The sequence below is a fragment of the Endozoicomonas sp. SESOKO2 genome (assembly GCF_024606245.1).
Lineage (GTDB): Bacteria > Pseudomonadota > Gammaproteobacteria > Pseudomonadales > Endozoicomonadaceae > Endozoicomonas_A.
Genome location: NZ_JAHHPQ010000738.1, coordinates 1 through 11,554 on the forward strand (window position 1 = coordinate 1; position 11,554 = coordinate 11,554).

Genomic DNA, 11,554 nt, shown 5'->3' on the forward strand with positions numbered 1-11,554 from the left:
GATTATATTAGATAGCTTTAGATTATAATAGATTATTGCGAACTGTTTTTAACCCAATCAATATGCGAGCACGCCATAAACATCGGAGCCTCTCTGGCCAATCTTGCCGGATAACGTTCTTCGCTTTCGCCCCTTTGATTTCTTGTATTTGCCAATAGTCCATTGAACCAGTGTGACTCCAGATAGTTCAGAGCCGCCTTCAATGCTGATGTGTGGAACGCCCCACGGTAAAAACAAGATCACTCACCGTAATAAGCTTTCTTCAACAAATCTTCCAGCTCAGAGACCAGTGGCATTCTTGGGTTGGCCGTTGTGCACTGATCTTCAAAAGCATGATCCGCCAGCATTTTGACCTTTTCCATAAACCCTTTCTCGGAAATACCCAATTCTCTCAGAGACGAAGGCATCTCTACCCGTTTCATCAACTGACGAACCGCATTAGCCAGAGATTTAACTCCTTCTTCAGCAGTTTTGCAGGGCAGGCCGAGAGCCTTGGCCACTTCAGCATATTTCTCATGGGCAATGTAATGATCGTATTTCGGGAAAGAAGCTACCTTGGATGGATTGGGACAACCGTTGTACTCAATCACATGAGGCAACAACAGCGCATTGGCAAGACCATGGGGAACATGGAACTCGTGCCCCAGTTTATGAGCCATCGAGTGATTGATACCCAGAAAGGCGTTGGCAAAGGCCATACCAGCAATGCAGGAAGCATTATGCATCTTTTCTCTGGCCACCTTATCAGCTTCTTCGTAGGATTTGGGCAGATACTCAAAAACCATCTGAGTCGCCTTCATAGCCAGCGCATCCGTATAATCAGAGGCCATCACAGAGACATAAGCTTCCAGTGCGTGAGTCAGGACATCCAGACCTGTGTCTGCGGTCACCTTTTTAGGCACCGTCAGCACCAGATTCGGGTCCAGAATGGCTACATCAGGCGTTAACTCGTAGTCGGCCAGAGGATACTTGATGCCTTTTTCTTTATCGGTAATGACGGCAAAGGAAGTCACTTCAGAGCCGGTTCCGGAAGTGGTGGGAATAGCCACCAGTCTGGCTTTCTTGCCCAGTTTCGGGAACTTGTATACCCGCTTGCGGATATCGAAGAACTTCTGGGCCATACCCGCAAAGTCAGCTTCTGGCTGTTCGTAGAACAACCACATACCCTTGGCTGCATCAATGGGTGAGCCGCCACCCAGAGCAATCACAACGTCGGGATTGAAAAGCGCCATATCCTCGGCACCCTCACGAATAGTCGCCAGACTTGGATCGGCCTCAACCTGATTAAACACCCTCACCTGCACTGGCACCGGGCGTTTCCTCAGGTGGTAACGAATCTTCTCAACATAGCCCAGATCCTGAATCACTTCGTCAGTTACGATAAACACACGAGAGATGTCGGGCATTTTTTCGAGGTACTGTAGAGAGTTGGCTTCGAAATAGATTTTTCTGGGCACCTTGAACCACTGCATGTTAACCCTGCGCTTGGCAACACGCTTGACGTTGATCAGGTTAACCGCAGAAACGTTGGACGTCGTACTGTTCCCGCCATAAGTGCCACAGCCCAGAGTCAGGGAAGGCATGTTGGTGTTATAAATATCACCAATGGCACCGTGGGTGCTTGGCGAGTTAATGATGATACGACCGGCCTTCATCGCCAGCGAGAACTCATCAATCACATCATCATTCTGGGCGTGCAGAACAGCCGAATGCCCCAGACCGCCAAAATTCAGCATCTGATCGGCCAGCTCAATCCCATGCTGGGTATCTCTGGCCTTGAGAAAACCGAGTACCGGTGAGAGCTTCTCGCGGGACAGAGGAAACTCAGGTCCGACCCCTTCAATCTCAGCCGCAATCACCCTTGTCTCCTGCGGTATTTTGATCCCTGCCAGCGCCGCAATATCGGATGGTTTCATACCCACAATCTTACTGTTGACATGGCCATCAATAATGACCACCTCAGACAGACGATCGGTCTCTTTGGGAGAGGTGAAATAGACATTAAGCCTCTTCATTTCTTCCTTGAAAGAAGCGTAAACTTCGTCGTGTACTATGGCAGCCTGTTCGGACGCACAGATCATGCCGTTGTCAAAACTCTTGGACAGCACCAGATCATTGGCGGCCTGCTTGATATTGGCAGTGCGATCAATAACACAGGGCACATTACCCGGCCCCACCCCCAGGGCCGGTTTGCCAGAGGAATAAGCGGCTCTGACCATACCTGAACCACCGGTGGCGAGAATAACTGAGATCTCGGGATGGGTCATCAACTTCTGAGTCGCCTCCAGCGATGGATACTCTACCCAGAGTATGCAATCTTCAGGCGCTCCTGCCTCAGTAGCTGCATCGCGAACAATTCTTGCCGCTTCTGTTGAACACTGTTGAGCCGAAGGGTGAAAAGCAAAAACAATAGGGTTACGTGTCTTGGCAGAAATAATGGACTTGAACATGGTGGTAGAGGTGGGGTTTGTCACGGGTGTAATACCACAGACAACACCGACGGGTTCAGCCACCAGCATGAAATCCTCCTCCTCATTGTCCTCAATCACACCGACGGTTTTATCGTATTTGATTGAGTGGTAGATGGACTCAGTCGCAAAGATATTTTTGGTGACCTTATCTTCGAGGATTCCCCTTCCGGTTTCCTCAACGGCCATTCTTGCCAGCTCCATGTGAGCAGACTGGCCTGCCAGAGCCATAGCCCGAGTCACCCGGTCCACGTCTTCCTGATTGAGCTTAAGGTACTTTTCTCTTGCTATCCCGGCTCGCTTGAGCAGACTATCGAGCTGTTCATCCACACTGGACGTAGTGTCGTGTTTTTTCTCCTTAGCCTTGACTGCTGGTTTTTTACTCGCCATGAGAATCACCTCGCACTGTCGTTTATTAAGACATCATCGTTCGTTAAGACTCAGTTCGTTAAGACATAGTTCGATCGAAATACTTTTACCCTTCGGCACTGCGTCCGGGTGTTCGCGCTCTGACCGGAAAATGTTTATTGGCTGACTTTCTGTAATGAGCCTCAGGAAAAGAGGGGCTCACGCCCCCTGGCTGTTAACCGACAAACGCATCAAGGGCTGTCTGAACATCCCCGGTAGTAGGTTGATTCATCACCTCATCGGCCAGTTTGTGCAACGCTTCGAAACGCTGCTCTCTGAGCACTTTCTTAACCCTGGGAATCGACGTGGCACTCATACTGAACTCATCCAGCCCCAGACCCGCAAGTATCAGGGCTGCACGTTCATCGCCGGCCATTTCTCCACACATACCGGTCCACTTGCCTGCTTTATGAGAACAATCAATCACTCGCTTTATGGAGCGCAGCACGGCGGGTGCCATAGGGTTATAGAGATCAGCAATCATTTCATTGCCACGATCGACAGCCAGCACATACTGAGTCAGATCATTGGTGCCGATACTGAAAAAGTCCACTTCTTCAATCAGCAGGTCAGCGACCATAACAGCAGCAGGAGTTTCCACCATGATGCCTATTTCAACATGATCGTCAAAACTCACACCTTCATGACCAAGCCCGGCCTTGACGTCTGCCACTATGGCCCTCAGACGTCGGGCTTCTTCCACAGAAATGACCATGGGAAACATGATCTTCAGCCTGCCAAAAGCACTGGCCCTGAAAATGGCTCGTAACTGGGTGTTAAGAATGTCAGGCTTGTCAAAGCACATTCGAATGGCTCGCCAGCCGAGAAATGGGTTCAGTTCCTTAGGCAGATCCAGATAGGGCAGCTCTTTGTCACCACCGATATCCAGAGTGCGGATAATCACCGAACGACCGCCCATAGCTTCTGCAACGCTCTTATAAGCCTCGAACTGCTCTTCTTCCGAAGGCATTTGAGTGCGGTCCATAAACAGGAACTCGGTTCTGTAGAGACCCACACCCTGAGCACCATGGCGTTCAGCCCCTTCAACATCCTTGACCGTGCCAATGTTGGCACAGACTTCGAAGGTTTTCCCGTCAAGCGTTTCACAAGGGAGATCTTTAAGCTTGGCCAACTCAATGCGTTCTTCATCCAGCTGTTCCCGGAGAGTTCGGTAGTAATCCAGAGCAGAGGCATCAGGATTCACCAACACTTTATTGTTGATAGCATCCAACACTATCATGTCACCACTCTGGATTCTGTCAGTCGCCACCCTGGCCCCGACAATGGCAGGCAGTTCAAGGGAACGAGCCATGATGGCAGAGTGAGAAGTACGACCACCGACGTTGGTCACAAAACCCCAGACCTTTTCGAGATCGATCTGGGAAGTATCAGAAGGCGTCAGATCATCTGCTATAAGAATGGAACCTTCTTCCACTTCCTCCAGGGAAGTCACAGGAATACCCAGCAAATTCTTCAGCATCCTGCGTCCCACATCCCTGATATCCGCCACACGCTCACGCAGATAAGGGTCGTCCAGCTCTTCCAGCATACTGACATTGACCGCAATGGCTTCATTCAGTGCCGCGTCTGCTGGCTTCAGAGAGCGAATTGCAGAAACAACTTCTTCTTCCAGTTCTTCGTCTGTTGCCACCAGAATGTGACCTTCAAAGACCTCTGCCTCTTCTTCTCCCAGCTTGTCCGCAGTTTTGTCACGAATGGCTTCAAGCTGCTCAACAGTGCTATCCCTGGCCTGCCTGAAGCGAGCAATATCCGCCTCCACCTCAGCTTTGTCGAGAACGCCATCGCTGATCTGTATTTCGACCTCTTTCAGCACAAAGGCGTTACCAATGGCCACGCCGGAAGACGCAATAATGCCTGAAAACATGATCCTACCCACTCAAAAAATTATCTACTGAGAAAAACAGCTCGCCCTGCCTCATTTGATAGTGAAAGATGACGCAAACTATTTTTTCCAAGCTCTTGGCCGCACAGCTACCGGATTATCCGTTTTATAACTTACAGGATACAACTGGCAATCAATCACACAAACTCTGACAAAAATCGACAAATTATTTCAAGATATACATCCTGATATGGCACTCATTCCAAGCGTCACTACTCTTAACGAAACCCACTGCAGGCCCACTCCAAGATAGTGCATCATCAAATCAATCGCCTGCCGTTTAATGAATGAGTCTCAACGAAGTAAACACTTTCAACAAGTGTTTTTAAAAGCTTTTAAGCCATACAAAACCCTTTGCTATATAATGTTTTTTCATTAATAGACGAACTCAATCAATTAATATCAAAACTTGTTTCCAGATGGCGGTGTTAGTTAGTACTTAAATCCCCAAAAAAAAGTGTGACACTTCGTTTCGGAAAATACCAAAAACCATCCACACTTCTCACGAAAAATTGCTTCACACCCTAATAGGATTGATTTCCAGTCAATATACGCATTATTACCTAACACCCGACAAACGGGGCGCTGAAAGGCGAATTTCAGGGCATACATCAATAAAACGTCGAGAATGTTCAGCCCCCCCTGCCCGAAACCTCTTTCACTAGGCGACAAACTTATTTTAATCACGGCGCAAGACAACGGCATCGCCAGCGGCCCCGGTGCGACCCAATAGCCGGTTCAGGATTTCCCGAAAGTAGCGGTCTACGCTGGTTGATAGTGAAGGGAATGACATAACGATCCTTGTTCTATACTCTGCTGTGATTCAAGAGGTGCCACATCATGGATAATGATCAAAAAACACTGTACCAGTCCGACTTTTACCGCTGGAAAAAACTGCAAAAACAACACTTGCAAAACCGTGAGTTCGACCGGCTCGACCTTGATAACCTGATTGAAGAAGTAGACGAAATGAGCAAAAGCGAGCGCCATACACTGGAATCCCATCTGGTTATTCTGGTGCTGCACCTGCTCAAATACCAATACCAAACCTTCGTGATTAACCCTAACCTGTATGAACCTAAAGAGTTCAGAAGCTGGTATGACAGTATTTCCCAGTCACGTCTGGCCATCAGCCGGTTAATCCGAAAAAACCCGTCCCTGAAGCACGAACAGGATGACGCCTTGATAGAGTGCTACCCCGATGCCAAATACGCTGCCATCCGTGAAATGAATAAATACCTGCGGGAGAATCACCAACTGGATCACACCAGCTTCCCTGATAGCTGCCAGTGGACCTTCGATAACATTATGGTGGATGATATTCTGCCGGATACCGCACCCTGATAAACTGAATAGACTGGCTGAGATTAACGGGAATCACACCATGAATAATGATCAAAAAACACTTTATGAGTCCGACTTCTATAGCTGGACTAAACAACATGCTCAACTCATTAAAGAACGTCGGTTTGACAAACTTGATCTCGATAACCTTGCTGAAGAAGTGGAAGATATGGGGTTGAAGACATTCTTAAACTCCCTCTCTTTATAACTGGAGACAGATAAAGTTTTTTTGTTAGACTTCAGGCAAGCCAAGTTTCAAACCTCTGATTTAATTTGCATCGCGGTATAAACCATTCAGTTTGTATGACTCGGAAAATAAAGTGTTATCCAACTCCATGACTGGATAACACTCCAACTGATTCAGGGTCAGTTCCCCATACCACTGATGGAGGAAACCTTTATGGCACTGGTATCCATGACTGAAATGCTGAAGAAAGCCCTGGAAGGCAAGTACGCGGTTGGCCAGTTCAATATCAACAATCTGGAGTGGACTCAGGCTATCCTGACCGCTGCCCAAAAAACCCGGTCTCCTGTTATTCTCGGCGTATCGGAAGGCGCGGCTCGTTACATGGGTGGCTTTAAGGTGATTACCGCCATGGTAAACGCCTTGATGGAAAGCATGGAAATTACTGTACCGGTTGCCATCCATCTGGATCACGGCTCCAGCATTGAAAAATGTAAAGAAGCCATCGAAGCCGGCTTCTCGTCTGTAATGATCGACGGCTCTCATGGCCCATTCGAAGAGAATGTTGCCATGACCAAAACCGTGGTTGACTATGCCCACGCTCGCGGTATATCGGTCGAAGCGGAGCTGGGTGTTGTTGGTGGTCAGGAAGACGACGTTGTTGCAGATAACTGCATCTACGCTGATCCACAGGAATGTAAAGAGCTGGTTGAACGCACCGGTGTAGATTGTCTGGCTCCAGCCCTGGGCTCTGTTCATGGCCCCTACAAAGGTTTGCCAAACCTGGGCTTCGATGAGATGTTGCAGGTTAAAGAACTGACCGGTGTTCCCCTGGTTCTGCACGGCGGCACGGGCATCCCGACGGCCGATATCCGGAATGCCATCAGCCGTGGCACTGCCAAGATCAATGTCAACACAGAAAATCAGATCGCCTGGACTAACATGGTTCGCAAGGTACTGGCTAATGACGCCGACGTTTACGATCCACGTAAAGTCATCGGCCCGGGTAAAGAAGCCATCGTTGAAACCGTCATGGGTAAAATCCGTGAGTTCGGCTCCGAAGGCAAAGCCTGATTTATCAGCCCGGTAGCCAGGGCTACCGGGACTTGCTGTTCGCCCGCCACTTTCTTGTCTAAACTGCTTTGCAAATACTCAAAGCCGTTGATGTTTTGCACCGCCCCCAAGAAACAGGGATAATAGCCGTCGAATTCAACCACCCCTTGATTAGCAGGAGCAGGCAATGGCCCTGATCAGCTTGCGTGAAATGCTCGACCATGCCGCAGAAAACAACTACGGCGTTCCCGCATTCAATGTCAATAACCTTGAACAGATGCGCGCCATCATGGAAGCTGCCGACGAGACGGACTCCCCCGTCATCGTTCAGGCTTCTGCCGGTGCCCGTAAATACGCAGGTGCCCCCTTCCTGAGACACCTGATTCTGGCAGCCACGGAAGAGTTCCCCCACATACCGGTGGTTATGCACCAGGATCACGGCACCAGCCCCGCTGTCTGTCAACGCTCCATCCAGCTTGGCTTCACTTCCGTGATGATGGATGGCTCACTGAAAGACGATGGCAAAACCCCGTCTTCCTACGAATACAATGTTGACGTAACTCGTCGCACGGTAGAAATGGCACACGCCTGTGGTGTTTCTGTGGAAGGCGAACTGGGTTGCCTGGGCTCTCTGGAAACCGGACAGGCCGGTGAAGAAGACGGCGTCGGCGCCGAAGGCACCCTGTCACACGACCAGTTGCTGACAGATCCGGATGAAGCGGCAGATTTTGTAAAGGCCACTCACGTGGATGCTCTGGCCATTGCCTGCGGTACCAGCCACGGCGCCTACAAGTTCACTCGCCCACCGACAGGCGATATTCTGGCGATCGACCGCATTCGTGAAATCCACCAGCGCATCCCGAACACCCATCTGGTGATGCATGGTTCGTCTTCTGTTCCCCAGGAATGGCTGAAAGTCATCAACGAAAACGGTGGGCAAATCCCTGAAACTTACGGTGTACCGGTTGAACAGATTCAGGAAGGCATTCGTCACGGCGTTCGCAAGGTCAATATTGATACCGATCTTCGTCTGGCTTCTACAGGTGCCATCCGCCGCTTCATGACTGAAAATCCTTCTGAATTTGACCCACGCAAATATTTCGCAGTGGCCACCAAAGCCATGAAAGATATCTGTATCCAGCGTTATGAAGCGTTCGGCGCTGCAGGTCAGGGTTCAAAGATCAGCAACACCAGCCTGGAAAGCATGTTCGTTCGTTACGGTAAAGGTGAGCTGGATCCAAAAATCCAGTAAAGCAACCGTTGCTTGATGTTGCTTGATCAAGAAAGCCAACTTCGTCCGGGGTTGGCTTTTTTCATGCTCAAACTGTTTTAGATCATTCAACTCTACTGGTAAAGAATGTTATAAAACACTGCACAATTCTTTACTGCCCTATTTTTATCTGAAACAGACCAATGTCTAAAAAGAACCGGTACGTTAAACGAACCGGATTCTGCTCATGCAATAGAGGCGGTTCAGATTTAGTTTCAACGCAGTCACTAAGACAGATTCAGGAGTGAGCCATGCTGTTTGGGTTGGATATCGGTGGAACCAAAATGGAGCTGGCTGTTTTTGATCATGAGCACAACAAACACGTCAACAAACGTGTACCCACACCGACAGACTCCTACGATGCGTTTAAAAATGCCATCCGGGAGCTGGTTCTCGAAACCGATCGTGAATTAGACACACGGGGTAGCTTAGGTATTGGTATTCCGGGATTTATTAATCCGGATACCGGCAAGGCCCAGTGCGCCAATGTTCCCTGTGCCAACGGCCAGAACCTGAAGGTTGATCTTGAATTGCTTCTGGATCGTCCCATCAAAATTGAAAATGATGCCAACTGTTTTGCTCTGTCAGAAGCCATTGGCGGAGCAGGCGATAACATCCCTACGGTTTTTGGTGTGATTCTCGGAACCGGTTGCGGTGGCGGTCTGTACATCAACGGCAAGCTTCATGATGGCAGCAACAACCTGGCAGGTGAATGGGGACACACGCCATTGCCTTATCATGTTTTCAAACTGGCTGGCGAAGACTTTCCCATTGTTAGGTGTGGCTGCGGCATGCACGGCTGTCTGGACAACTACCTGTCGGGCAGGGGTCTGGAACTGATGTATAAGCATGTTGCCGGTAAGCCCCTGCCAGGCAAAGACATAGTACAGCTGTTCCGCCATCATGATAATCAGGCGGAACGGGCTGTTGAGATTTATTGTGAACTGCTTGCTTCCGGATTGGGCGCCATGATCAACATTCTGGACCCTGGTGTCATTGTTCTGGGTGGCGGTCTGTCAAACATTGACGAACTCTACGAGCTGGTGCCTCCCTTACTGCCGAAGTACACCCTGAACATCGGACAACTGCCCGAGATTCGCAAGGCAAAATTCGGCGATGCCGGGGGTGTTCGTGGAGCTGCTATGCTGAACGCCTGAGTTTTAAGCAAGACCTATTCTTTATTACAATTTCTAAAAAAGGGTCTATGCTTTCCCGCATAACTTATTCCTCTTAAAAAGGACTAACTATGATACCTTCCCGGGGGCATGCAGGACGCTTGGGCTGCAATAAACTGTCTTCAAAAGCCAGATGCCTGAAGATCAAACTCATCGGCGCCATTCAGCTCATTACACTACTCAGCTTCTACTTTCACACTTCGGTACAGGCGAACGAAGGTATGCGGATGAGTGAAACCCATGAAAACTGCCATAAAGCCATGCGGGATCGCCATCACTACAACCCATTTCATTTTCCCAAACATCTGACATGCGAAACCATCCATATCACCTGGGAGGGTGCGTATTTCGAGAAGACCGTTTTCGTGCCTCCTAACAAATTGATACACACCTGCACCTGGCACCCACCTGCCTGGGACCACCCTTCCGAAAATACCTCTGTGAAAGCCCTGCCCCCTGATTGTCAGGCACTGTCATCCGGCAGCCGGTACCGTAAAATACCCGAATACCCGATCATACCCATCAATGATGATATCTATCTTCATCCCGAGCAGACCCTTTCAGAACTCATTACCTATGGCCTATACAACGGTGGCAACCTGGTTCAGATGTTCTTGCACGGCATGATCTATAAGAAAATATGGGAAAACTATCAGCTGTCCGGCGGTGGCTTCGCCTCCATACCGATAATGCTCAGCACGGCCTGGAACTCTCTTGCAGTATATAAACACGGCCTGCATACCACTAATATCCATCGTGATCGTGAATTCAGCGCGGGAGAAACGGCTTTTGAAGTGATCAGTACGTTCATTGAGTTAAATTTTAAACTACCCTATGTCCTTCAGGTGTTGATCCACTGGCCTTCGGTGACTTTCCGGGACGGGAACCATGCAATGAAAGAGCTGGCGTTCTTTGGGCTGATCTGTTTAAACACTTATGTCACTATCAATTCCTGGGCTCCTTACTTCTCTGGCGATCATGACCATGTGCACTGCCCTGCCCTGGCTTCTGCCCCCGAAAACGCCCGCTGCACCAAGCAGACTGAAGAAATGCACATTCTTCTGGATCAATAGACAGGCATTAAATTTTGGGTATTCGAAATGGAGTGCAGGTTTGAATTTTATGTATCACTTGCCTGACGACTGACTACTATATTTATCAACCAACGGCACAAGTGCCTGTGCCTGCTCAGCAATGGCCGGATCATTGATACGTTTTGCAATCCTCAGCCTTACATAGATATGGTCGTCATCTTCAGGCCAGGTTCCTCTCCCTGCCTGCACTTGTGACACCAGATGCTGCACGGAGTACCAATTAACCAATGGCCAAAGTGCCTGTGCCTGCTCAGCAATGGCCGGATCATTGGTACGTTTTGCATTCCTCAGCCTTGCATAGATATGGTCGTCATCTTCAGGCCAGGTTCGTCTCCCTGCCTGCACTTGTGACACCAGATGCTGCACCGAGTACAAATTTACCAATAGCCTAAGTGCCTTTGCCTGGTCAGCGATGGCCGGATCATTGCTGCGTTTTGCACTACTCAACCTTGCATAGATATAGTCGTTATCTTCAGGCCAGGCTCCTCTCCCTGCCTGCACTTGTGACACCAGATGCTGCACAGAGTACAAATTAACCAATGGCCAAAGTGCCTGTGCCCGCTCAGCGATGGCCGGATTATTGCTGCGTTTTGCACTAGACAACCTTGCATAGATATGGTCGTCATCTTCGGGCCAGGTTCCTCTCCCTGCCTGC

9 protein-coding genes are annotated in these 11,554 nt (G+C 49.4%); 6 read left to right on the forward strand and 3 right to left on the reverse strand.

Features of this window, described 5'->3' with window-relative positions:
- Nucleotides 1-239: 239 nt before the first annotated feature.
- Together adhE and ptsI are read right to left on the reverse strand one after the other, a co-directional pair.
- Nucleotides 240-2,858 (reverse strand): bifunctional acetaldehyde-CoA/alcohol dehydrogenase, encoded by a 2,619-nt coding sequence (gene adhE, locus KDK17_RS17525; protein ID WP_257281736.1) that lies wholly within the window; start codon nucleotides 2,856-2,858, stop codon nucleotides 240-242.
- Nucleotides 2,859-3,051: 193 nt separating this feature from the next.
- The gene (ptsI, locus tag KDK17_RS17530) at nucleotides 3,052-4,761 is read right to left on the reverse strand and encodes a phosphoenolpyruvate-protein phosphotransferase PtsI (protein WP_257252521.1); all 1,710 of its coding nucleotides are present in this window, start codon (nucleotides 4,759-4,761) and stop codon (nucleotides 3,052-3,054) included.
- 858 nt (nucleotides 4,762-5,619) lie between these two features.
- Between ptsI and KDK17_RS17535 the strand changes: the two genes are divergently transcribed.
- The 6 genes from KDK17_RS17535 (at nucleotide 5,620) to KDK17_RS17560 (ending at nucleotide 10,878) form a co-directional block, all read left to right on the forward strand.
- Nucleotides 5,620-6,123 (forward strand): DUF29 domain-containing protein, encoded by a 504-nt coding sequence (locus KDK17_RS17535; protein ID WP_257281735.1) that lies wholly within the window; start codon nucleotides 5,620-5,622, stop codon nucleotides 6,121-6,123.
- Between the two features lie 40 nt (nucleotides 6,124-6,163).
- A complete protein-coding gene (locus tag KDK17_RS17540) occupies nucleotides 6,164-6,331 on the forward strand; it encodes a DUF29 domain-containing protein (RefSeq protein WP_257252523.1) in 168 nt (55 codons plus the stop codon).
- A gap of 192 nt (nucleotides 6,332-6,523) precedes the next feature.
- The gene (fba, locus tag KDK17_RS17545) at nucleotides 6,524-7,381 is read left to right on the forward strand and encodes a class II fructose-1,6-bisphosphate aldolase (RefSeq protein WP_257288681.1); all 858 of its coding nucleotides are present in this window, start codon (nucleotides 6,524-6,526) and stop codon (nucleotides 7,379-7,381) included.
- 166 nt (nucleotides 7,382-7,547) lie between these two features.
- The gene (gene fba, locus KDK17_RS17550; protein WP_257255336.1) at nucleotides 7,548-8,612 is read left to right on the forward strand and encodes a class II fructose-bisphosphate aldolase; all 1,065 of its coding nucleotides are present in this window, start codon (nucleotides 7,548-7,550) and stop codon (nucleotides 8,610-8,612) included.
- A 269-nt stretch (nucleotides 8,613-8,881) separates the two neighbouring features.
- A complete protein-coding gene (gene nagK / locus KDK17_RS17555; protein ID WP_257288682.1) occupies nucleotides 8,882-9,787 on the forward strand; it encodes an N-acetylglucosamine kinase in 906 nt (301 codons plus the stop codon).
- Nucleotides 9,788-9,876: 89 nt separating this feature from the next.
- Nucleotides 9,877-10,878: a hypothetical protein gene (locus KDK17_RS17560; protein WP_257281731.1), complete on the forward strand. Its 1,002-nt coding sequence runs from the start codon at nucleotides 9,877-9,879 to the stop codon at nucleotides 10,876-10,878.
- 54 nt (nucleotides 10,879-10,932) lie between these two features.
- Here the strand turns inward: KDK17_RS17560 and KDK17_RS17565 are convergent.
- Nucleotides 10,933-11,554, reverse strand: a 622-nt coding sequence (locus tag KDK17_RS17565) for a hypothetical protein (protein ID WP_257288683.1), incomplete at its 5' end; no start/stop codon positions are given.

What these genes read in the sequence shown, in the direction of transcription:
- adhE (WP_257281736.1), bottom strand. Translation starts at nt 2,858, where the DNA reads ATGGCGAGTAAAAAACCAGCAGTCAAGGCTAAGGAGAAAAAACACGAC.
- ptsI (WP_257252521.1), bottom strand. Translation starts at nt 4,761, where the DNA reads ATGTTTTCAGGCATTATTGCGTCTTCCGGCGTGGCCATTGGTAACGCC.
- KDK17_RS17535 (WP_257281735.1), top strand. Translation starts at nt 5,620, where the DNA reads ATGGATAATGATCAAAAAACACTGTACCAGTCCGACTTTTACCGCTGG.
- KDK17_RS17540 (WP_257252523.1), top strand. Translation starts at nt 6,164, where the DNA reads ATGAATAATGATCAAAAAACACTTTATGAGTCCGACTTCTATAGCTGG.
- fba (WP_257288681.1), top strand. Translation starts at nt 6,524, where the DNA reads ATGGCACTGGTATCCATGACTGAAATGCTGAAGAAAGCCCTGGAAGGC.
- fba (WP_257255336.1), top strand. Translation starts at nt 7,548, where the DNA reads ATGGCCCTGATCAGCTTGCGTGAAATGCTCGACCATGCCGCAGAAAAC.
- nagK (WP_257288682.1), top strand. Translation starts at nt 8,882, where the DNA reads ATGCTGTTTGGGTTGGATATCGGTGGAACCAAAATGGAGCTGGCTGTT.
- KDK17_RS17560 (WP_257281731.1), top strand. Translation starts at nt 9,877, where the DNA reads ATGATACCTTCCCGGGGGCATGCAGGACGCTTGGGCTGCAATAAACTG.